23 protein-coding genes and 1 pseudogene are annotated in these 21,987 nt (G+C 58.8%); 18 read left to right on the forward strand and 6 right to left on the reverse strand.

Annotated features, from left to right (window positions below; genetic code table 11):
• The first annotated feature begins 271 nt into the window (after positions 1-271).
• The 6 genes from rpsH to rplO are packed head-to-tail and all read left to right on the forward strand — an operon-like array spanning position 272 to position 2,917.
• A complete protein-coding gene (rpsH, locus tag HMPREF3053_RS08780; protein ID WP_005509822.1) occupies positions 272-670 on the forward strand; it encodes a 30S ribosomal protein S8 in 399 nt (132 codons plus the stop codon).
• A 15-nt stretch (positions 671-685) separates the two neighbouring features.
• The gene (rplF, locus tag HMPREF3053_RS08785; protein WP_048760667.1) at positions 686-1,222 is read left to right on the forward strand and encodes a 50S ribosomal protein L6; all 537 of its coding nucleotides are present in this window, start codon (positions 686-688) and stop codon (positions 1,220-1,222) included.
• Entirely contained in the window at positions 1,222-1,620 is a 399-nt protein-coding gene (gene rplR, locus HMPREF3053_RS08790; RefSeq protein ID WP_048760670.1) for a 50S ribosomal protein L18, read from the forward strand. Before rplF ends, rplR begins: the two co-directional genes overlap by 1 nt.
• Positions 1,621-1,654: 34 nt before the next feature.
• On the forward strand, positions 1,655-2,272 hold the full coding sequence (rpsE, locus tag HMPREF3053_RS08795) for a 30S ribosomal protein S5 (protein WP_005510059.1): 618 nt from the start codon (positions 1,655-1,657) through the stop codon (positions 2,270-2,272).
• Between the two features lie 5 nt (positions 2,273-2,277).
• On the forward strand, positions 2,278-2,463 hold the full coding sequence (rpmD, locus tag HMPREF3053_RS08800; RefSeq protein ID WP_005509843.1) for a 50S ribosomal protein L30: 186 nt from the start codon (positions 2,278-2,280) through the stop codon (positions 2,461-2,463).
• Positions 2,464-2,470: 7 nt separating this feature from the next.
• Positions 2,471-2,917: a 50S ribosomal protein L15 gene (gene rplO / locus HMPREF3053_RS08805; RefSeq protein ID WP_016422071.1), complete on the forward strand. Its 447-nt coding sequence runs from the start codon at positions 2,471-2,473 to the stop codon at positions 2,915-2,917.
• Positions 2,918-3,020: 103 nt separating this feature from the next.
• Here rplO and HMPREF3053_RS11295 read toward each other — a convergent pair whose 3' ends face one another.
• On the reverse strand, positions 3,021-4,172 hold the full coding sequence (locus tag HMPREF3053_RS11295) for an aminotransferase class I/II-fold pyridoxal phosphate-dependent enzyme (RefSeq protein ID WP_370647672.1): 1,152 nt from the start codon (positions 4,170-4,172) through the stop codon (positions 3,021-3,023).
• Positions 4,173-4,220: 48 nt separating this feature from the next.
• Positions 4,221-4,880, reverse strand: a pseudogene (locus HMPREF3053_RS11300) (6-carboxyhexanoate--CoA ligase); the annotation flags it as partial.
• A 348-nt stretch (positions 4,881-5,228) separates the two neighbouring features.
• Here HMPREF3053_RS11300 and secY point away from each other — a divergent pair.
• On the forward strand, positions 5,229-6,566 hold the full coding sequence (secY, locus tag HMPREF3053_RS08815; RefSeq protein ID WP_048731466.1) for a preprotein translocase subunit SecY: 1,338 nt from the start codon (positions 5,229-5,231) through the stop codon (positions 6,564-6,566).
• Positions 6,566-7,117, forward strand: coding sequence for an adenylate kinase (locus HMPREF3053_RS08820; RefSeq protein ID WP_005509947.1), 552 nt, complete (start codon positions 6,566-6,568; stop codon positions 7,115-7,117). The genes secY and HMPREF3053_RS08820 overlap by 1 nt, the downstream gene beginning before the upstream one ends.
• A 171-nt stretch (positions 7,118-7,288) precedes the next feature.
• On the opposite strand, the gene HMPREF3053_RS08825 is transcribed toward HMPREF3053_RS08820, so the two are convergent.
• Positions 7,289-7,870 carry a hypothetical protein gene (locus HMPREF3053_RS08825; protein ID WP_070545638.1) on the reverse strand — a complete coding sequence of 194 codons (582 nt, stop codon included), beginning with the start codon at positions 7,868-7,870 and terminating at the stop codon, positions 7,289-7,291.
• 137 nt (positions 7,871-8,007) lie between these two features.
• Between HMPREF3053_RS08825 and map the strand changes: the two genes are divergently transcribed.
• The 9 genes from map to HMPREF3053_RS08870 all read left to right on the forward strand — a co-directional run bounded on the left by map (position 8,008) and on the right by HMPREF3053_RS08870 (position 16,009).
• The gene (map, locus tag HMPREF3053_RS08830; protein WP_049190406.1) at positions 8,008-8,808 is read left to right on the forward strand and encodes a type I methionyl aminopeptidase; all 801 of its coding nucleotides are present in this window, start codon (positions 8,008-8,010) and stop codon (positions 8,806-8,808) included.
• Between the two features lie 284 nt (positions 8,809-9,092).
• Positions 9,093-9,314, forward strand: a complete 222-nt coding sequence (infA, locus tag HMPREF3053_RS08835; protein ID WP_016422077.1) for a translation initiation factor IF-1 — start codon at positions 9,093-9,095, stop codon at positions 9,312-9,314.
• Positions 9,315-9,610: 296 nt separating this feature from the next.
• Positions 9,611-9,979: a 30S ribosomal protein S13 gene (gene rpsM, locus HMPREF3053_RS08840; protein WP_005509836.1), complete on the forward strand. Its 369-nt coding sequence runs from the start codon at positions 9,611-9,613 to the stop codon at positions 9,977-9,979.
• A gap of 3 nt (positions 9,980-9,982) precedes the next feature.
• The gene (gene rpsK / locus HMPREF3053_RS08845; protein WP_016422078.1) at positions 9,983-10,387 is read left to right on the forward strand and encodes a 30S ribosomal protein S11; all 405 of its coding nucleotides are present in this window, start codon (positions 9,983-9,985) and stop codon (positions 10,385-10,387) included.
• A 24-nt stretch (positions 10,388-10,411) separates the two neighbouring features.
• Positions 10,412-11,017, forward strand: coding sequence for a 30S ribosomal protein S4 (rpsD, locus tag HMPREF3053_RS08850; protein WP_005509964.1), 606 nt, complete (start codon positions 10,412-10,414; stop codon positions 11,015-11,017).
• A 73-nt stretch (positions 11,018-11,090) separates the two neighbouring features.
• A complete protein-coding gene (locus HMPREF3053_RS08855) occupies positions 11,091-12,116 on the forward strand; it encodes a DNA-directed RNA polymerase subunit alpha (protein WP_016422079.1) in 1,026 nt (341 codons plus the stop codon).
• A 37-nt stretch (positions 12,117-12,153) separates the two neighbouring features.
• Positions 12,154-12,624: a 50S ribosomal protein L17 gene (rplQ, locus tag HMPREF3053_RS08860; RefSeq protein WP_016422080.1), complete on the forward strand. Its 471-nt coding sequence runs from the start codon at positions 12,154-12,156 to the stop codon at positions 12,622-12,624.
• Positions 12,625-12,917: 293 nt separating this feature from the next.
• Positions 12,918-13,808, forward strand: a complete 891-nt coding sequence (locus HMPREF3053_RS08865; RefSeq protein WP_048731480.1) for a tRNA pseudouridine synthase A — start codon at positions 12,918-12,920, stop codon at positions 13,806-13,808.
• A gap of 59 nt (positions 13,809-13,867) precedes the next feature.
• The gene (locus HMPREF3053_RS08870) at positions 13,868-16,009 is read left to right on the forward strand and encodes a DUF6541 family protein (RefSeq protein WP_070545641.1); all 2,142 of its coding nucleotides are present in this window, start codon (positions 13,868-13,870) and stop codon (positions 16,007-16,009) included.
• A 589-nt stretch (positions 16,010-16,598) separates the two neighbouring features.
• Here the strand turns inward: HMPREF3053_RS08870 and HMPREF3053_RS10920 are convergent.
• Positions 16,599-17,750 carry a hypothetical protein gene (locus tag HMPREF3053_RS10920; protein WP_083317238.1) on the reverse strand — a complete coding sequence of 384 codons (1,152 nt, stop codon included), beginning with the start codon at positions 17,748-17,750 and terminating at the stop codon, positions 16,599-16,601.
• Positions 17,751-17,864: 114 nt separating this feature from the next.
• On the opposite strand from HMPREF3053_RS10920, the gene eccB reads away from it, so the two are divergent.
• Entirely contained in the window at positions 17,865-19,307 is a 1,443-nt protein-coding gene (eccB, locus tag HMPREF3053_RS08880; RefSeq protein WP_070767588.1) for a type VII secretion protein EccB, read from the forward strand.
• Here the strand turns inward: eccB and mycP are convergent.
• Together mycP and eccD are read right to left on the reverse strand one after the other, a co-directional pair.
• Entirely contained in the window at positions 19,266-20,504 is a 1,239-nt protein-coding gene (mycP, locus tag HMPREF3053_RS08885) for a type VII secretion-associated serine protease mycosin (RefSeq protein WP_246819395.1), read from the reverse strand. The two genes, eccB and mycP, sit on opposite strands and share 42 nt — an antisense overlap.
• Positions 20,505-20,518: 14 nt before the next feature.
• Positions 20,519-21,934: a type VII secretion integral membrane protein EccD gene (gene eccD, locus HMPREF3053_RS08890; RefSeq protein WP_224784273.1), complete on the reverse strand. Its 1,416-nt coding sequence runs from the start codon at positions 21,932-21,934 to the stop codon at positions 20,519-20,521.
• Between the last annotated feature and the right edge of the window lie 53 nt (positions 21,935-21,987).

Here is a 21,987-nt window from a genome sequence, read left to right on the forward strand (position 1 = left end):
AGGTCTGCCCTCTATATGAGGTGCGACAGTAAATGTAAGAACTTTGCTGTAGGCCCCTCGCCTCGCATCGTCTCTGGCGTCACTTGGGTGGCGAGCTGACTCGGCTACTGAACCGAGTTGGCGAACAGTAGCCCTTAAATCGCCGGAATCACGATATTGGCAATAGCTCCAACCCAAGCTTTCGCCGTGTGACAGTTGCTGTTTCCACGGTCATCGGAGCTGGCCACGAGGTGAGAAGGAACCGCAGCGAGAAAGGATACGGTCACTAATCATGACCATGACTGACCCAATCGCCGACATGCTGTCGCGCGTGCGCAACGCTAACAACGCGTACCACGACTCTGTCTCGATGCCGTCGTCCAAGCTGAAGGCCAACATCGCCGAGATCCTCAAGTCTGAGGGTTACATCGCGGACTACGCTGTCGAGGACGCCAAGGTCGGCAAGACCCTGACCCTGAACCTGAAGTACGGTCCGTCCCGCGAGCGTTCCATCGCTGGCGTGCGTCGCGTCTCCAAACCGGGTCTGCGCGTTTACGCAAAGTCCACTAATCTGCCAAAGGTCCTCGGTGGCCTGGGCGTGGCTATCATCTCCACGTCTCAGGGCCTGCTGACTGACCGTCAGGCTTACGAGAAGAAGGTTGGCGGGGAAGTCCTCGCTTACGTCTGGTAAAGGGGGAACTACACAATGTCTCGTATTGGTAAGAACCCTGTCGTTGTCCCGGCAAACGTTACTGCTGAGGTCAACGGCCAGGACGTTTCCGTCAAGGGCCCGAAGGGCGAGCTGTCTGTCTCTATCCCGGCTCCGATCACCGTTGAGCTGAAGGACAATGAGATTGTTGTCAACCGTCCGGATGACCACCGCAAGAACCGCTCCCTGCACGGCCTGTCCCGTTCGCTGATCAACAACATGGTTGTCGGTGTTACCGAGGGCTACACCATCAAGATGGAAATCTTCGGTGTCGGTTACCGTGTCGCCAAGAAGGGCAAGGACCTCGAGTTCTCCCTGGGCTACTCGCACCCAGTCCTGATCGAAGCACCGGAAGGTATCACCTTCGACGTCGACGGCACCACCAAGCTGTCGATCACAGGTATTGATAAGCAGAAGGTCGGACAGCTCGCAGCTAACATCCGTCGTCTGCGTAAGGATGATCCTTACAAGGGCAAGGGTATTCGTTACGATGGCGAGCAGATCCGTCGCAAGATCGGAAAGACGGGTAAGTAATGAGCAACACCAACGAAAAGCGCCTCCCGGTAGGCAAGGACATCTCGACTCGTCGTCGTGTCGCCCGTGCCCGCCGTCACGCACGCCTGCGCAAGAACGTCCGCGGCACCTCCGAGGCACCGCGCCTCGTCGTACACCGCTCTTCCCGCCACATCACCGCTCAGGTTATCGACGACTCCATCGGTCGTACCCTGGCTGCTGCTTCCACTCTGGACGCAGATTTCCGCGGCTTCGAGGGCGACAAGAAGGCCAAGAGTGCCAAGGTCGGCGAGTTGATTGCTGCTCGCGCCAAGGATGCTGGCATCGAGAAGGTCGTTTTCGACCGCGGTGGTTACCAGTACCACGGCCGCGTTGCTGCTCTGGCCGAGGCTGCCCGTGAAGGTGGTCTGAAGTTCTAATGCGCACTTACAAGTCCAACGGAAGGAATGCGTGATGTCGGAACGCGATAAGCGCGAAGGCGGACGTAACTCCGCTGACAACAAGAACAACAACCGTCGTGGTGGCCGCGGTAACGACCGTCGCCAGCAGGACGAGCGTTCGCAGTACATCGAGCGCGTAGTAACTATCAACCGAGTTTCCAAGGTCGTCAAGGGTGGTCGTCGCTTCAGCTTCACCGCTCTGGTCATCGTCGGTGACGGCGAGGGCATGGTCGGCGTCGGCTACGGCAAGGCCAAGGAAGTACCGGCAGCTATTCAGAAGGGTGCTGAAGAGGCTCGCAAGAACTTCTTCCGCGTCCCGATGATTGCCGGCACCATCACCCACCCGGTTCAGGGTGAGACCGCTGCTGGCATCGTGCTGCTGCGCCCGGCTGCCCCGGGTACCGGTCTCATCGCCGGCGGCGCTGTCCGCCCGGTGCTCGAGTGCGCCGGTGTTCAGGATGTTCTGTCCAAGTCGCTGGGTACCAACAACTCCATCAACGTTGTTCACGCAACCGTTGATGCCCTCAAGCAGCTGGTTCGCCCCGAAGAGGTCGCCGCACGTCGTGGCAAGTCCCTCGAAGAGGTAACTCCGGCACGTATGCTGCGCGCACGCGCAGGTCAGGGAGCGTGATTTCCATGGCACTGAAGATTACCCAGGTCCGTGGTACCGCTGGTACCAAGCAGAACCAGAAGGATTCGCTGCGCACCCTCGGCCTGAAGCGCATCAACGATTCCGCCGTTCGCCCGGATACTCCGGCTGTGCGCGGTCTCGTGAACGTTGTGCGTCACCTGGTCGAGGTTGAAGAAGTAGCGGGGGAGTAGGTAAACCATGAGCGAACCAATTAAGCTCCACGACTTGGCCCCGGCTCCGGGTGCTAAGAAGAAGAAGACTCGCGTCGGCCGTGGTGAGGCTTCCAAGGGTAAGACCGCTGGTCGCGGCACCAAGGGCACCAAGGCCCGCAAGCAGGTTTCGGCAGCATTCGAGGGTGGCCAGATGCCACTTCACATGCGTCTGCCGAAGTTGAAGGGCTTCAAGAACCCGGCGAAGGTCACCTTCCAGGTGGTCAACGTTTCGGATCTGGAGCGTCTGTTCCCGAACGGTGGCGACGTCACCATCGCCGACCTGGTTGCAAAGGGCGCTGTCCGCGCTAACCAGCCGGTGAAGGTCCTCGGCGACGGCGACATCAACGTCTCCGTCAACGTCACCGCAACCAAGTTCTCGGGCTCCGCAAAGTCCAAGATCGAGGCTGCAGGCGGCTCTGTCACTGAGGCCTAAAGCATTTAAGCTTTAACAAAAGAGCTCTTAACCCAAGTGGTTAAGAGCTCTTTTTGTATTGAAAGGGAGGAAAGGGGAGGGGAGGGCAGCGCAAACCGCCCGCTTACAGCAGGCCGGTGTTGCGCAGAGCCTGCTCCAGTCGGTCGATGTCAGCGTCCGTATGGAGCGCTGTAATGGTCAATCGCAACATTGCCTCACCACGGGGAACCGTCGGGTAGCGAATCGCAGGTATGTACACGCCTAGCTCCGCCAACCGTGCTGAGGCGTCCATCGCTTCGGCTTCGTCGCCGACGGGCAGCGGGATAATCGCAGATGCGGGGTCGGCCTGTGCACCAACCAGGGAGCGGACGCGCGCAATATTACGCTGCAATCGCTTGACGACGTCTCCAGCCTCCAACTGCTTCAACGCTGCACGGATAGCTGCGACGGAACCGGGGTTCATCGACGTTGAGTACACGAAGCTACGGGCTTGATTGCGTAACAGTTCGCCAACTGGTGCCGAGCAGAGAACGTATCCTCCTTCGACACCGAGAGCCTTGCTCGCGGTGCCGACCACAATGTCCGGGTGAATGCCCAGGTGCGATGCGGTGCCACGGCCTTGCTCTCCGATAACGCCGACGCCGTGGGCGTCGTCAAGCATCAACCATGCGTTGTGACGGCGACAGGTGCGCTCGAGTGCGGGGCCGTCGATGACTTCGCCTGACATGGAGAACACTGAGTCGGAGATGACAAGCTTGTGGCGAGCGCTCGATGTTTCGAGGAGACGGTCGAGTGCCTGGTAGCCAGCGTGCGGAAAGACCGTGACTTTAGCTCGGGCATTGCGGCAACCGTCGATGATGGAAGCATGGTTGGCGGCATCGGAGAAGATTTCAACATCGGCGGTGGCAATGGCGGCGATGGTTGAGTGGTTCGCCTGGTAGCCAGTCGCAAAGAGAACGGCATCGTCGAAACCGAAGAACTGCGCCAGTTCATTCTCAAGTGCGCTGTGGATGCTAGTGCCGGTGGTCAGGCGAGAGCCGCCGGACCCGGTGCCGAAATGTCCAATTGCCTCGGTGGCAGCTGAGATGAGTTCAGGGTGCGTGGACAGGCCGAGGTAGTCCGAAGAAGAAAACAGTAGATAGTCGGTTCCGTCAATTCGGCTGTGTGGCAGTTGTCCGGTTTCGAAAGTGCGCAGTGTGCGGGCAAGCCCTTCAGCGGCCCAGGCCGAGTTCCTTTGGGCGGCGATTGCTGAGAGGTCGCTGTTGGGGGCGGTCACGTCCGGCGAGGAACTGGCGTCAGCTGGGAGCTCGACGTAGACCGGCGCGTTCTCCAGGTAATCGATTAGCTCGGGGATATCGGTGCCGGGTTCAACGATGAAGATGCGAGTACCAAGAGTGCTGCCGTGGTCCTTGATATTGGGGATACGGTGAAAGATTCCGTCCAGCGCCAGATATCCCCGCGTGTAAAAGGGGTCATCAGAGAGGCAGATTTCTGCGACGATACCCGGGGCGCTGTGAACCTTAGATGCGAGGATGAGCGCCTCGTGAAAATGATCCTTGGTGCAGTCCTTACTGGGGTGCGAGATGGCATCAAAAGTGGAAACCCGTACACCACGGGCAGGATTTGGGTCGAGCCGTTCACCGGAGGAGGCATCGATAAGAGCGGCACCGCGGAGACCTGTGAGTGAATAGGCCATTTCGACGGCGATGTCGGCTGCCTGTATGCCTGCAGCGTGTAGGCGTTGAGCAATGAGATTGCGTGCGTCCTCAGGGCTGGGGTTCGACTCTAGAAAGGGAGTCAACGCGGGCACGGTGCCGATAGCTGACTCTTCAACCTTGTCCACAGTGATGTGAATTGTGTCGGCTCGACCCTTGTCGTGGTGAAGTGCACGGCTAGTCATTGCAGAAGCCAGCTGAGGTAGTTCGACAACCGGTGCAAGACGCTCAGCGCCAGAGATATGGCAGCCATCGGCGCTGGATCGCATGCGGATACTGTAGGTACTCACAGAGCAAAACTTTAACACTGTTCAAGTTTTGTCTGGGAAAATTGGGTGGAGCACAGTGAGGGGCGTGGGCTCAGAGGGGAGGGGGCGCTGGGATCGTCGTCAAGCGAAAAGAGGTGATTGGCGGGGCGCTGTACTAACGGTGATATGGAGGTGTATTGCGACGATGTGGAGAAACGCTGGTAGACTCACTACGTCAAATACTGTCAATTAAAGGTTTGAGGAATACGTCATCCGCGTTGCTTAACTAAAACGGGAGACTACTGGCGGATAAGCGGGTAAGTCTTTCGGGAAAAGCGTGGGAGAAGCGGATTTCTTGACCTCGGGAGGATGCACGTGGCTTCCGGTCTCATTGCGGCGTTGCGCGATCCCGATTTGCGTAAGAAGATCTTCTTCACTCTGACGATGATCATTCTGTACCGAATCGGCTCGCAGATTCCAACCCCTGGTATCGACTACCAGTTGGTCAACGCGCAGCTCGAGCAGATTTCGAAAGATCAGTCCAGCGTTTACTCGCTGATTAACCTGTTCTCAGGTGGCGCTCTGCTGCAGATGGCGATTTTCGGCATCGGCATTATGCCGTACATTACGGCCTCGATTATCGTCCAGCTGCTCACGGTGGTGATTCCACACTTCGAGCAGTTGAAGAAGGAAGGGCAGTCGGGTCAGACAAAGATGACCCAGTACACCCGCTACCTCACAGTGGCGTTGGCGTTGCTGCAGTCTGCAGGCATTGTGGCCATGGCAGACCGAGGTGCCCTGTTGGGTGGCTCGCAGTCGCTGCTGGTTAAGGATGCGGGTGTCTTTGACCTCGTGGTGATGGTCGTTGTGATGACCTCCGGTGCCGTGCTGGTCATGTGGATGGGTGAGCTCATCACTGACCGAGGCGTCGGCAACGGTATGTCGCTGCTGATTTTCTCCGGTATCGCCGCTGGTATGCCGGCGCAGGGAGCGAACATTCTGCGCTCCACTACCGGTGTCGTGTTCGCCACCGTGATTGTTGCCGTGCTGATTCTCATCATCGGCGTTATTTTCATTGAGCAGGGACAGCGCCGTATTCCGGTGCAGTACGCAAAGCGCATGGTTGGTCGTCGCCAGTACGGCGGATCTTCCACCTACCTGCCGCTGAAGGTGAACCAGGCCGGTGTTATCCCTGTCATCTTCGCGTCCTCTCTGATTTACGTGCCGGTTCTGATTACCCAGATTGTTCAGTCCGGTCAGTCGAATCCGAACATGGACAACTGGTGGCAGCGCAATGTCATTCAGTACCTGCTGGCGCCGTCCAGTTGGCAGTACATTCTGCTGTTCTTCCTGATGATCATCTTCTTCTCCTTCTTCTACACCTCCGTGCAGTACGACCCGCACGAGCAGGCGGAGAACATGAAGAAATACGGTGGATTCATTCCGGGCTTCCGCCCGGGACGTCCGACTGCTGAATACCTGTCCTACGTCCTGATTCGCCTGCTGACTGTCGGCTCGCTGTACCTGGCGCTGATTGCTGTTCTGCCAAATGTCGCTCTTGATATGGGGCTTGGCGACGCGAACTCCGGTACAGGCGGTATGTTTGGAGGTACAGCCCTGCTGATTCTGGTCAGTGTTGCGCTGACGACGGTCAAGCAGGTTGAAAGCCAAATGATGCAACGTAACTACGAAGGGTTCTTGAAGTAATGCGACTCGTACTTGTAGGTCCTCCCGGTGCAGGCAAGGGCACTCAGGCAGCTATCCTCTCGGAAAAGCTCGGTGTCCCGCACATCTCCACCGGTGACCTGTTTCGCGCAAACATCGGTGAAGGCACTCCGCTTGGCATTGAGGCGAAGTCCTACATCGACGCCGGCAACCTTGTTCCGGACGACGTGACTGTGCGTATGGTCGAGTCCCGTCTGAATGAGGACGACGCTGCCAAGGGGTTCCTGTTGGATGGCTTCCCGCGCACTGTTGGTCAGGCAGAAGAGCTGAAGCGTCTGCTGTCCAACCTCGGCACTGAGCTGGATGCGGTCGTACAGTTCGACGTTTCTGAGGATGTCGTCGTCGAGCGCATGCTGGCCCGTGGTCGCGCAGACGACACTGAAGAGGTCATCCGCAACCGCATGCATGTGTACACCAATGAGACCGCTCCTTTGCTGGATTACTACTCGGAGAAGATCATCAAGATTGCCGCTGAGGGATCCGTTGAGGAGATTAACGAGCGCACGATGGCTGAGCTGGAGAAGCTGAACTAGGCTCCTGGCACACCGGGTAACTAGACGCTCTAGCTTTTTCGCTGGCTGGGGCCGATGGGTTTGCCGGTTGTAGATGGTTGTTGAAGCCGCCCTTTCGAACCGTTGAGGTTTGGAAGGGCGGCTTTTGTGTGTGGCTGTTGGGGCTGGGGTGGGGGCAGCCGATAGTGAGGGCTACTGGAAGTCTTGAATGATTTCGTCGATAAGTGGCTGTGCAGCCTCGGCGCCAATATTCGCGAAAACGAACTCTTGGTAGATGCGGTTATCCTCGTCGATAACCATAACGAAAGGGGACCCCTTGCTGATGCCGCTAAATGCGTGCTTGCCGGGTAGCTCGTATGGCGTGTAGCTCTCGACGGACTCAGCCTTTTCGTTAATGCGCTCGACAGTGGCCGGGTCCTCGGCAGTACTGAGCATTGCGGTGCCACCGTCGCCAACCGCCATTACGCAGGTGAAGCCATGTACGCTCTCGCTGCCAAAAATGACGGGTTTAGAGTCATCCGACTCGACGCAGCTGCCAATCGCCTCCTTAATTGCATCAGGTGTGAAGTTTTGGAGCGACTCAGGCAGTGCAGAGGTGCCCATGAAACCCGAGGTGCTTCCAGGGGCCTCCGGCGATTCTGCGGCAGGGGAAGTGGAGGGGACAGTCGGCGCCGGCGACGGCTCGGGGTTGCTTGAGCATGCGCCAACCAGGAAAAGCGAGCTGGCAGCAATAACAACGCCCGCAGTCTGCGCGGACTTCAACAGTGAATGCATGCCAGTTATCGTAGGGCAGCTCATCTTTGGGTGTAAATTTCTCGGAAGTGGCAGCGATCCGAGCGGCGCCCTCGTAGGTGGCGGGGTACAGCTAGCCGGTGGTTCCCTTCTGGGGCAGAGTAGACTCAACCAGCGTGATGAGTTTTCGACGCCGCCGCAAAGTAGTTCCTGCCCGCACCGAGGGAGAATTGGATGCGATGCAAGCGGCCGGCGAGATCGTCGGTCGTGCATTGCTAGCCTGCCGAGACGCCGCTAAGCCAGGGGTCACCACGGCAGATCTCAATGAGATTGCGCACCAGGTCATTATCGATGCTGGCGCAACGCCGTCCTTCCTTGGCTACGAAGGCTTCCCGGCATCTGTCTGCGCATCAGTGAACGAAGTAATTGTCCACGGCATTCCGTCTTCGTCTACGGTTCTCGCCGATGGTGATTTAGTCTCAATTGACTGTGGCGCAATCCTGGATGGCTGGCACGGCGATTCGGCACTTACTTTCGGCGTCGGAAAGCTGAGTGACGATGTCGAAAAGCTGAACATTGCGACATCAGAGGTCCTCGCCGAAGGTATTAAGGCCATGGTGCCGGGCGCTCGCCTCACCGATATTTCGTATGCGCTTGAAATGGCCACCCGTGAGGCTGAACTGCGCCACGATATTGAACTCGGCATCGTCGATGGATACGGCGGGCACGGCATTGGGCGCGAGATGCACATGGATCCCTTCCTTCCCAACGAAGGCAAAGCAGGAAAGGGGCCCCGCATCGTCGAAGGCTCCGTTTTGGCCATTGAACCGATGCTCATTCTCGGCGGCGAGTGGGGTAGTGATGAGCTTGACGACGGCTGGACGGTCGTCAGCGCCGATAGAATGCCGGCCTCCCATTGGGAGCACACAGTTGCCGCCACAGCGGACGGCCCCCGTATTTTGACTCCTCGATATGAATAACTAGTGCGTGAGAGGCCACGCGAAAGGTCAGAATGTTGCCATAAAGGCTGCGATGAATTCTGAGCGCGGGGAGCGAATCCGCCTGCCGTCGCTTGCAACCGGTCCCATAGTGGTCGTATTTGGTAAAAACGCAGGTCGCGTGTAAAGTTGGGCGATGGTGTGGGCGCAGTGTCGCTGCAGTGATGATTATCTCTGCACGGAACTGCTAAAACACCAGGCAGAGTAGAGATTTCCCAACTGGTGCCGGGATTGTCCCGGGTATCCGCCAGAGAGACGTGGAGGACATGGCTAAAAAGGAAGGCGCAATTGAGGTTGAGGGTCGCGTCGTCGAGCCCTTGCCGAACGCGATGTTCCGAGTGGAGCTGGACAACGGGCACAAGGTGCTCGCCCATATCAGTGGCAAGATGCGCCAGCACTACATCCGTATTCTCCCGGAAGACCGAGTCGTAGTGGAGCTTTCTCCGTACGATCTCGAGCGTGGGCGAATCGTCTACCGCTACAAGTAAATCGACCTGACCACTGTTGGTAGTGGTTATGGGCTTATTTACTAACTAGACAGAAACTCCACCGTCCTAGCTGCTTCTGGTGACGGCCGCGTGATGTTGAGACCTGGTGTCTCAGCAGTTCGGCGCGGCGGTTCTTTATGAAAGCTTTTCCACAGAAGTAAGCGAGAATACCTCCGGCAACGGTGGCTGGAGCCTTTCTATAACACTTGCGCGACTCGGCGTCCGACCGAGTAAGCCGGGTCTGGGAAGGATGGCAGTGGAGTAAACCACCGCATCAACCGGAAGGAAATTGCCGTATGGCACGCCTTGCTGGAGTTGACCTGCCACGCAACAAGCGTATGGAGGTCGCTCTTACCTACATCTATGGCATCGGCCCCGCCCGTGCCAATGAGCTGCTGGAGAAGACCGGCATCTCTCCGGATCTGCGCACCGACGCTCTCACCGATGAGCAGGTTGCTGCGCTGCGTGACGTGATTGAAGCTACCTGGAAGGTCGAGGGTGACCTCCGCCGCCAGGTTCAGGCTGATATCCGCCGCAAGATTGAGATTGGTTCCTACCAGGGTCTGCGCCACCGTCGTGGCCTGCCAGTCCGTGGTCAGCGCACCAAGACCAACGCTCGTACGCGTAAGGGTCCGAAGAAGACGATCGCCGGAAAGAAGAAGTAAAACATGGCAGCTCCGAAGTCCGCACGCGGCCGTCGTACCGGCCGTCGCGTTGTAAAGAAGAACGTGGCTCAGGGCCACGCATACATCAAGTCCACCTTCAACAACACCATCGTGTCCATCACGGACCCGAAGGGCGCTGTTATCTCGTGGGCCTCCTCTGGTCACGTCGGTTTCAAGGGCTCTCGTAAGTCCACTCCGTTCGCTGCTCAGATGGCCGCCGAGAACGCTGCTCGTAAGGCCATGGAGCACGGTATGAAGAAGGTTGACGTTTTCGTTAAGGGTCCGGGTTCGGGCCGCGAAACCGCCATCCGTTCCCTCCAGGCCGCTGGCCTTGAGGTGTCCTCGATCTCGGATGTGACCCCTCAGCCGCACAACGGCTGCCGTCCGCCGAAGCGTCGTCGCGTCTAGGAATAGGGTAAGGAGAGAACAGAAATGGCCCGTTATACCGGTCCCGCAACCCGTAAGTCCCGTCGTCTCCGCGTCGACCTCGTCGGTGGCGACATGAACTTTGAGCGTCGTCCCTACCCTCCGGGGCAGGCTGGCCGCGCTCGTATCAAGGAGTCGGAGTACCTGCTCCAGCTCCAGGAGAAGCAGAAGGCACGTTTCACCTACGGCGTGATGGAGAAGCAGTTCCGTCGCTACTACGCCGAGGCTCACCGTCGTCCGGGCAAGACTGGCGATAACCTCGTCGTCCTGCTGGAGTCGCGTCTCGACAACGTTGTCTACCGCGCTGGTCTGGCTCGTACCCGTCGCCAGGCTCGTCAGCTGGTTTCCCACGGCCACTTCACCGTTAACGGTAAGAAGATTAACGTGCCGTCCTTCCAGGTAAGCCAGTACGACATCATCGACGTGCGCCCGAAGTCGCAGAAGATGATTTGGTTCGAAGAGGCACAGGAGAACCTGGTCGACGCTGTCGTCCCGGCATGGCTTCAGGTTGTTCCTGAGTCCCTGCGCATCCTCGTGCACCAGACCCCGGAACGCGCACAGATCGACATTCCGCTTCAGGAACAGCTGATCGTCGAGTTCTACTCGAAGTAATAACCAACTTCGCTTGCATCCATTCATTCCCTATGGCGTCATATAGCGGTCGCCACCTGGAGGATTTTCGAAAATGCTCATTTCCCAGCGCCCAACGCTGACTGAGGACTACATTGATTCCTCTCGCTCCCGGTTCGTTATCGAGCCGCTGGAGCCGGGTTTCGGTTACACCCTCGGTAACTCCCTTCGTCGTACGTTGCTGTCGTCCATTCCGGGCGCTGCAGTCACCAGCATCCGCATTGACGGTGTGCTGCACGAGTTCACCACTATCCCGGGCGTGAAGGAAGATGTCTCCGACATCATCCTGAACATCAAGGGTCTGGTGCTCTCGAGCGAGTTCGATGAGCCGGCTACCGTTTACCTGCGTCGCGAAGGTGCAGGCGCGGTGACCGCTGCAGACATTGAGTGCCCAGCAGGTGTGGAGATTCATAACCCGGATCACCACATTGCTACTCTCAATGATTCCGGTCGCTTGGATATTGAGATGATCGTTGAGCGTGGTCGTGGCTACGTGCCGGCGACCCCGAACTCCGGTGGCGAAATCGGCCGCATTCCGATGGACCAGATTTACTCGCCAGTTCTGAAGGTCAGCTACAAGGTGGAGGCTACTCGTGTTGAGCAGCGCACCGACTTCGACAAGCTGATCATCGATGTCGAGACCAAGAACTCGATCACCGCCCGCGACGCAATGGCGTCGGCAGGCAAGACTCTGGTTGAGCTGTTCGGTCTGGCACGTGAGCTGAACGAGGCTGCTGAGGGCATCGAGATTGGCCCGAGCCCGCGCGAGGCTGAGGATGTCGCTGCGTACCAGACTCCGATTGAGGATCTGGACTTCTCTATGCGCTCCTACAACTGCCTCAAGCGTGAGGAGATCCACACTGTCGGTGAGCTCGCTGCTCGTACCGAGTCGGATCTGCTGGATATCCGCAACTTCGGTGACAAGTCCATCAATGAGGTCAAGGAGAAGCTCGCTGAGCTTGGCCTCGCTCTGAAGGATTCCCCGAACAACTTCGACCCGGCTGCTGTCGCTGATTTGGACGCTGCCTCGGGCGATGACGCTGACTGGACTGATGGCGCAAGCGCTGGCTACGACGAGTAGTTCACCGACGCGACTTCATTAAAACGAGGAGATACCTATGCCTACCCCTAAGCAGGGTTCCCGTCTCGGCGGCTCCGCTTCGCACCAGAAGAAGATTCTGGCCAACCTCGCGAAGCAGCTCATCGAGCACGGCAAAATTAAGACCACCGACACCAAGGCCAAGCTGCTGCGTCCGTACGTTGAGAAGCTGATCACCAAGGCAAAGCGCGGCACTCTCGCAGATCGCCGCAACGTTGCAAAGCTGCTTAACGACAACTACGCAGTTAAGAAGCTGTTCGACGAGATCGGTCCGCAGTTCGCTGATCGCGACGGCGGCTACACCCGCATCATCAAGCTGGGTAACCGCAAGGGCGACAATGCCCCGATTTCTCTGATCGCTCTGGTTGAGGAAGAGACCGCAACTGCTGAGGCAACTCGCGCAACTCGCGCCGCTGCTTCCAAGCAGGCTGAAGAGGCAAAGGCCGAAGAGGCTGAGGCTACTGAGGCTGAGGCTGCAGAGGAGGAGTAATTCCCCTCGCCGACGGCTTCTGGCCTTCACAGCTTTGAACCCCCGTTGAGCAGTTCATATCTGAACGCTCTCCCGGGGGTTCTTTGTGCTTAACGACGGTGCATAGCGCCCGTCCCCAGTTCTGCCTCCGGTTACACCGACGGATTACGCACCAACATTGAGAGCTATACGGAGACCCTGCGGTGGAAACTGCTGATTCTCTAATCCGGGGTCCCGGCTACAATCTGTTAACCGTGACATCACTTACTCCAACGACTCCGGATGCCCCGTGCGATTCTCCCGATCGTGCCGCTATGGGGAGCACCGACTCCGACCTGGTTCGGTTGCGTTTTGACATTGCTTATGACGGGACAGATTTCCACGGTTGGGCTGCTCAGCGCGATAAGCCCACGGGAGAACCGGTGCGGACTGTGCAGGCGACGTTGGAATCCACTCTGGAGAAGGTGTTGCGCACTCCAGTGCAACTGACTGTGGCCGGTCGTACAGATGCTGGTGTCCATGCCTCCGGGCAGGTGGCTCACGCAGATGTTCCTGTCTCCTGTTTAGACACACGTTCTATCGCAGGGGATCCGGGTAATTTGGTTCGTCGTGTAGCGCGACTATTGCCCGCGGACGTGACGCTTCGGGGCACCTCGTTTGCGCCCCCGGGTTTCGATGCCCGTTTTTCCGCGTTACGTCGGCACTATGTCTACCGTGTCACTAGTTGCGTCAGTGGCCCGCTTCCTACCCGTGCTCGCGATACGGCCCACTGGCGGCGGTCAGTGGACATCAACCGCATGCAGGTGGCGGCTGATGCCCTACTGGGGCTCAATGACTTTGCCGCTTTTTGCCGACACAAGCCGCATGCGACGACCACTAGAGATTTACAGCAGTTCCAGTGGTTCGACGTATCTACGCGGGAAGAACCAGAGCTGTACGAGGCCCATGTGACTGCCGACGCGTTCTGCTGGTCTATGGTGCGCTCACTGGTTGGGGCCTGCCTTAGTGTCGGTGAGGGGCGACGTGCGGTTGGATTCACTGAACAGTTGTTGAGTGAAGAGAAGCGTTCCCCGTTGGTCCCGGTGGCAGAGGCGCGTGGGCTCAGCCTGGTAGGTGTTGATTACCCCGGCGATGCTGATTTGGCGGCCAGGGCGGAGCAGACCCGCGAGCGTCGTGATGCCCGGACAGATGTGGACGAGGCTTAAATGTACAAGCTCTCGGTAATACTCCCTGAAGAAAGTGACCGTAGGAGGAGTGTTCGGTAGTGGTGTGGGCAATTGTTAGCTTGGTTGCGCTGCTCGTAATCCCCGGCGCTGTTGTAGTGCGAGCCAGCGGCGTTCGTACTCCGTGGGCTCTGGCCCTCGGTCCTGCGGTGACGTTTGGTATCGCAGGTACTGCAGGGTGGGCGCTCGGCGCTATCGATGTGCGCTTCACCTTGGTCAGTGCGTCTATCTGCTGGGCCGTGACACTACTTCTCGCGCTTTGCTGGAGTGGCGGCAGCGCTTTGATTCGGCGGCGGCGCGGTAGTGTCGATCGCTCAGTGTCGGCCGAGACGCAGCCGCCCGCCGCAAGTCGATGGCGCGAGTTGGGCTATGGGCTAATCGCAAGTATCGGGGTCATCATCGCAGCGGCGGTTCTCACGTGGACCGCTATCGGCCGCATCGCTTCAATGTCCGAGGGGATGGCGACCATCCAGCAAGGCTGGGACACACTCTGGCATGCAAGTGTGCTCCGTTCGATTACGGAAGACGGCATGGCCTCGGCCACTAGGATGGGCGAGATCCAGAATGTGGAAACTCAGGCGGTGTCCTACTATCCCGCCGCATGGCATGCGTTCGGTGCGCTTTGGGTATTGATTGTCCGTCTACCAATCACCGAGGCGGTCAATTACCTCGGCATTATCATTCCGGCCGTGACCATACCTACGGCGGCTGCGGCGCTGACCTGGCGAATTATTGATCGCCGAAAGCTGTCCACTGCCGTTGCTGCAGGGGTTGCAGCGCTTGTTTCCGCAGCGCTTCCGGTATTGATGCCCGTCGGGGTCTTCGTGGGGGCCTGGCCGTACCAGGTCTCGATTGCGCTAGCGATTACCGTTTTTGCCTTTGTTACGTCGCTCCCGCACGCACCTCAGCGCATCTTGAGCGCCGCGCTTTCGATAATCGGTATCGGAGAGCTCCATCCGGCATCGGTACCTACAGTCGTTATGCTCGGTGCAATTTGGTGGTTGTGCTACCGCCTGCCGCGTCCCGCGCATCCTGAACTGGGTGCGGTTCGCGCCAGGCTTTACGACGTCGCGGTGATTGCAGCCGCCTTCGTGCCAGCAGTGGCAGTTCTCCTGCCGCAGTGGCTTACGGGAACTTCTCAGACCGAGGATGTGCGCGCGGTTAGTGCTGAAGTAGACGACCTCGATCGTTTCGATGCGTGGTATCGAGGCGCCACAATGCTGACTCGCCACACTGAGGAATTCCGGCCGTTCTGGCCAATTATCATCCTTGGTTTCATCGGGATGGCGTTTTTGGTTTTCGCAGATACTTCGCGCCGACGGGTGTGGGTAGTACCGGCCTGGTTTGTTTCGGTGTTGATGACGACCCACGCGCTCAATCATTTTGGTGGCGTGCCGGGCGATATTCTCGCGCTGTATACGGATCTTCACTATTCGACGCCTCACCGGTTGGTGATGGTCACCGCGTACCTGTATTCCGCGTTTGCGGGTATCGCCGTTGCGTGGGGCTGCGCGTGGGCGGCTCGAATTAGTGAGTCAAAGGTGCCATCGACGGGGCGGGTTCTGGGGTTGAGCTTAGCGACGGTGAGCTCTGCTGTACTTGTGGTCTATGGAGTGGCGTCTAATGCTAGCGCTGCGGATTTCGCCTACAAGAGCCCTAGGGAATGGCAAATCATTTCCAAGGCTGACTTGAAGGCATTTGATTGGTTGGCCGAGCAGCCGGAGGCACATAAGTACCGCACGTTTACCAATCCGCCGGAGGGGTCCAGCTGGATGTACGCTCGCAATGACTTGCCAGTAGTGTTCCCGCACTATGACTGGCCAGTGGCGAATAAGTGGACTGCCACCTCAATGCTGTATTGGCACGCTGATTACCTCGGTTTTCCAGACCCCGACCGGCCGGATGGGGTGAACGATGTCGATCGCTCAGCCCGAAAGCTGAACGTGGGATTCATCTATTTGTCACCCCCGGGTATTTGGGATTCCAAGGAGGATTTAGAGTTTCCTGGTGAAGGGCTCTGGGTAGCTCCAGGGGTAACCCCTGTTTATCGAGATAGGGAAGTAACTATCTTCGCCTTCAATGACGTGATTACGCCAGAACGCATCGACGAGATGCGAGCTAGTTCTCCGGAAGTAATTCCTCCCTCGGCTACTAGGGGATGGAGCGATGGTCGGGTAGGTTAGGACACCATGCGGATGAATAAATTTATGGCAACGATCGCAGCTGGTGTGATGATGACTTTCGCGCTGGCCGGATGTGGAGACGACGAGCCGGCTAAGCCGGAAGTCTCGAATCGCTCCGTCAGTTCTTCCGCAAAGACTAAATCCTCGACTCCGCCGAAGCCGACTGAGGAGTCGACGACACCGACAGAATCAGAGACGCCGACGGAAACTCCTGCAATCACCCAGGTCAATGATGCGGATTACACCCCGGCGGACGGCCCAAATACTCGACTCTTTCAGTTGGAGGATGGCACGACACGTTGCTTCCTCAACGATCTGAGCGGTGACGCCTACTTGGCCTGCCAGGTGAATCTTGCCAATCCTCCGATGGTCGATGACGGCACGGGAAACAAGGTTCCCGCCAATGCTGTGTCCTGGAACCCGGGGGGAGTTACTTACGAGGTCCTGACGTTCCCGCCGGCGGGTGAGATGAAGACGCTGCCAGCGAATTCTCAGTTGAGCGCATTCGGTTACAACTGTGCGGCCTATGGCCCGTCGACTCTGGAGTGCTCGGGACCAGCGGGCGCTGCCACTATCGACAATGGCAATGTCACTGGTGCACAGATGCCGAAGGAGGATGTGCCTCCTGCAGCAGGCGGTCAGCCGGGTGGCCAAGAAAATGGCGCTCCGAATGACCCGGCGCAGCAGGGGGAGCCTGACGGCTCCCAGGCGCCGGGCGGTCTGCCAGATTTGGGTGCGTTGATTCCGGGACTAAACCGCTAGTTGCCCGCATAGCTAGTGGCTGCAATTCATCGGTAGTGCGGGCGGTAGATAGCGTCCAGGTGAATTCGCCCATCGCCAGTCGAGGGCACGAAGCTGGCATTTCCGCTGCTGCCGTGGGCGAACCTGTACGACTGACCTCGATGATTCTCGCGATTCCAGTACACAGGTCGGGCTCATACTCTTCGACAACAACCACATCGACGGTGTCGTCTCCAGCTCGCGCGAGAAGTACTGCGCCCAGATCAAGGGCCACAGTATAGAAATGTGGTCGGGCCGTGCGAATTCCTACTCGATAGCCGAGGGAGAGCATTCCGATGAGCAGCTCACAAATGTCCTGATTGCCGCAGTCGACCTCCAACCGGGGTAAGTTCGCGGGACACATTGTGATGGTTTGTCCGCTGCTCCCGGCTCCTATGACCTGCGCCGGACCATTAGTGATAGCGATGTCACGTTGTCGGCTTAACCACAGGTGCGGTTTGCGTCCCAACGCCGCCACATGATGAGAGCGTCCAGTGCGGCGCAGCTGCACGACCTCCGCAGAGCTCTCAGTCAGAGCACATTCCGGTGCCGTCAATCGCCGTGCGCGAATACCAAGGGTTCCCAGCCGGTGGATGAGGAAGCGTAGGGCTTTGTCAGCGGAGGCTTCCACCGGAAGAGTTGCCACCAGATGTGTCCAGGGTTCAGGGGCTGTGCCGGAGCGCTCGGCTGCTCGGAAGTAGCGGTGCGCATGCTCTCCGCGGACTTCCGGCGCAATGTGATAAAAGCACAGCGCATCCAGGGTCACTGGGCTGTCGTCGGCAAGCGAGACGATATCCGCAGCGCTTAGCTGGCTGCGCAGGCCTGGCGTGAGACGTAGCCCGATGAGTTGTCCTGGTTCGGTGCGTCGCAGGCGGTCGCGAAGGCTGCGGCCGCGCACAGGGACATGCGCGCCTGCAGTGATGGTTATTGCTGTAATGAGCAGCCACAATGACAATGGCATGTGAAAATCCCCCCAATATGTTCCCCACTAAAATTCCCCTGGTCGCACAGTAGCGCGGCCTGGCTTACTCTGCAGGGTAGAGATTATTTGGGGGAATAGTTTTGGGGGAAACTCATGCCACGTACGCCGACTACGCCTAGCCAGGTCAGCGGTCATCGATTCTTGATTCGTCGGATTGAGCACGCGCTTGTGCGTGCGGATTCGCGAATGCTGCACGACCCTCTGCGCACGCGAACGCGAGCACTGTTTATCAGCTGTGCGCTGGTGGTTTTACTGGCCGCAGGCACTGCGGTGCTGTCGTTGGTGCGGCCGCAGGGCGGTTCTAGCTCCAATGAGCAGCTGATTGTCGTATCGGGGTCGGAGGGCCTGCATGTACGTGTCAATGGTCGATTGCATCCAGTCGCGAATCTCGCGTCGGCGCGGTTAATTTTGGGCAATCCTGTTGAGCCGAAACGGGTGCGCAGTAGTGAGTTGGACAAAGAGGACATCAGTTTTGCTGTCGGGATTGAGGGCGCTCCCGCAGTTCCGGCCGCGCCGGCAGGCTCTGGTGCCTCGGGAGCTGCCAAGAGGGGCAGTGCAGGTGCGCCGGAGTTGGCACTGTCTCTGTGCGAGCGGACGGTCCAAGACCTCGGGCAGCCGTGGATTGTTGCAGAGTCACTTGCGCGTCTTGAAGAAGTACGTGGGGAACCGCAGCAGCTTACCCGAACCCACTCGGACAGTGCCGTCGTTGCCGATGGCCAAAACCTCTGGCTGATTACGCAGGGCTACCGCTCGCGGTTGGATGTCAACCACCCGGAGCACGCCGCTGTTTCTCGAGCGCTGGGGTTGGAGCGCGCCGCAGTCCGGCCTGTCAGCCCTGCGTTGCTCAGAACGATTCCGGAGGTTCCGATTCTGGCCGCACCAGCAATCCCGAACCGCGGCGCACCCACGCACTTCGCCGCTCCATTCGACACAGTCGGCAATGTGATTGAGGTCGGGCAGCGGCGCGTTATCGTACTTGACGACGGTGCCGCGATTCTCTCCCCGGTGCTAGGAGAGCTATTAGCTGCGCATAGCCCAGTTCTGCAGGCCAGTGAGGGGCAGCTGGCGGCAGTTCCCGTTGCGAATGCGCCAGCAGTCCCGGGGCTACCTGAAAAGCCGTTGACGTTTGCCGATGCTGATGGCTGGTTGTGTGCCGGCCGGATAGCAGGACGGCCGCAAGCTCTGGTGCAGTGGTCGCAGCATGCTCCGGAGGGGCGGCACGTGGATTACCCACATGCCGACGGTTCGGGTGCGGCCGTCGACGGTTTCGTGGATGGTCGCAGCCGTGAGCGCAGCTCAATTGCAGTAAGCGTAAATGGGGCCGTACACGTCATTTCGCCAGAGGGGATGCGCTTTGCTGTGCACGATCGCACAACGCTGGCTGCCCTCGGGTTTAATGCATCAACCAATGCCGATAGCGGTGGCACGCGACCAGTGGACTGGGAAGTGCTGGCCGCGTTGCGCGGAGGCCCTGAGCTGAGTAAGCAGGCGGCGCTAGGGCCGCTGTCTGGGACGCGAGAGCAACCAGGCACCTAGGCCTAGCGCGCATATCAGGAGCAATCCAGTCGCCCGGAGCGGTGCATTGCGCTCCTGCGAAGAAAGCAGATCCGGCGGAGCCGGTGCGGCAGCGGGGTTGGCTGCGTGCTGCGCAGCGGTGTCTACAGTGGTCCAAATCAGAGCGTCATAAGGTGCAATGATGCCGCGACCAAGGCCGAGCCCGGAACTAATTGGGCTCGCGGAATTAAGGATGATGTCGCGAACCTGTGCTGGGGAAAGCTCTGGGTTTCGTGCCAGCAGCAGGGCAGCTGTGCCCGACACGGTTGGCGTGGCAAAGCTGGTGCCGGCAATCTGTTGATCTCGGGTGTTATCCCCGGACCCGAGCACGTGGCGGTCTATGAGACCGGTGGGGGTGCGCGGATCGGGACCGAGTACGGGGCCGCCGGGAGCGGAGACATTGACCCATTGTCCCGTGATTGCATACTCCGCGGGTTGTGCTTGGCCGGCATCGTCGAACTGTACTGCTGATACTGCGATTACCTCCGGCAGAACTGCGGGCCACGCTACGGATCCGTCCTGACAACTATCGCCCTTATTTCCTGCCGCTGCGACCACTACTGCGCCTGAGATTTCCGCGCGTGCGACGCTCTCGGCAACATCTGTTGCACCTTGGGGCATTACACCTGCCGGGGCACACGATGTGAGCGAGATATTGATGACTCGCGCGCCCTCCGCGACGGCCCTGTCGATAGCTTGTGCCAGCGACTCCAAATTTCCTTCGCCATCGGCCGTTTGTCTTATCGACAACACGTGCGCGTCGGGCGCCAGTCCGGCGAAACCATCGGCACCGGGCCGGCCTGCAATAATGCCGGCTACTAGAGTTCCGTGACCGTCGCAGTCTACGAACCCGCTGTTGCCGTCGACAAAATCGCCACCGTCGAGAACCTCGCCCAGGCGCTCATTGGGTGAGACCCCGGTATCGATTACCGCCACCGTAATCCCCGCACCCGTCGTCAGTTGCCATGCTTGGCGAAACCGAAGAGCTTTTTCGATCACCGTCGGTTCATGCAGTGCGCTTTCCGACGACAGCATCGTGGCCACGCAGTCCTGGCTGTTCTGGGCAGCCGCTATTGGTGCGATGCCCGACGGTGCTACTGCGGTGGCCGCCGTCAACGTCGAGATAAGCACTGTGGAAAGTGCGGCCGTGGCGGTGAGACGAGTTTTTATGGCATTCATGAAAAGTGGGTTTTTCACTGGAAGAACCCACTTACGAACTCAGGGAATTCGGCAATGATGGCCGCAATGGGCAAAATAACGGCGATACTGCAGGCCTCGGTTAGCTCAGCTATGCGGCGCGTTGTAGGTGAGATGCGTGACGCGGGAAATGCGGCTAAGGCGGTGGCTGCAAGCATTGGGGCGACAAGGCCAGCGGAGACTGGCCAATTACCCTCGAACCACTGTTGAAAAGCGACGGCCACAATGACGGCAAGACCAGCTAAAGCAGTGCAGGTGGAAGCTACTTTCCGGGCTTGGCCACGGGAATGAATTGCACAAAAGACTATGACAGCAGCAGCCATGCCCAGAGGCCACCACCTGTTCCCATAGGCTCCGGAGAAAAGTACCACCAGGGTGAAGATGCTGAGACTTCCGGTGCCACTGCAGAGGATGCCATCGAGAATCCACCCCGCTCGCTTAGGTGCGTTGTGGGATATTTCGGGAGTTTCGCTGTCATCGAAGCTCTCGCCGGCGGCAGGGACTTTGGGTACGCGAATACCGGCAGCCTTGATAGCGATGGAAGGTGCCAGCAGTATCAGGATGACTGCACTAGCAGCGGTGAGCGCTCCTGATTGAACCGAGTTGTGGAAAAGTGCGACAGCCGCAGCGTAAATACCGAAGGTAACTGCAGCACTGAGACTCGCCGCGCCCAGGGTAACGGTGATGCGGTTGTCGCCGTCGCCGGTGTTGGAAATGAGAAAAATCAAACCGATGACGGCAAGCGCGACACTAATCGCAGCAGTCGGCGGCCAGTCGGTGAGTATGCGGTGTAGGTCGAGGCCAACGAAGCAGAGTCCCGAAGCGGTGCCCAGAATGAGCACTTGCAGCTCCAGGGACATGACAATCGCCGGTTTTGCGCTACGCAACAGCGCCAGGCGCAGTCCACCGGCTACTGCCAGCAGCGCGATGAAGCTGATTGCCGCGGCCAGTGTGGAATCGGTACTGCTCAAGCTCAGTGAGGCAGCTGCGATTGAAGCCGTGGCCACGAGGGCGGCGGTACAGCCAACAACCAAATCAGCCGTCCCGATACCGTCGGTATAGGTGGTGTCGGTAATAGCATCGGCGGCATCGAAGAGTCGAGGTTTGGGCACGGGACCTGGGTCGTTGATAACAACCAGGCGTTCGCCTGGTGCAATACCGGCATCGTTCAGGGTGTCGTCGGCAAGCAAAATCGTGCCAGTGGCGGTCCGTAGCTGCCACTGTGCCAGCGGGAAGTCCGCAATGTCGATATCGAAAATTTGCAGGATATCCGGTACAAGTGCGGCGATTGCGACGTTGGTCGGTAACGCAAGGTCTGCGTGTGCTCGGTTGGTGTCTTCGGGCATGTGTGCGGCATCAATGCGCACGCGAATGAGTTCCCCCAGCATGTATTTCCCCCATGAATTCTGCATGCTTTAGTCCCTCTAGAGTGGCGTACAACTCGTTAGAGCGCTACTCGGGGTAG

The sequence above is a fragment of the Corynebacterium sp. HMSC064E07 genome (assembly GCF_001815745.1).
GTDB lineage: Bacteria > Actinomycetota > Actinomycetes > Mycobacteriales > Mycobacteriaceae > Corynebacterium > Corynebacterium jeikeium_D.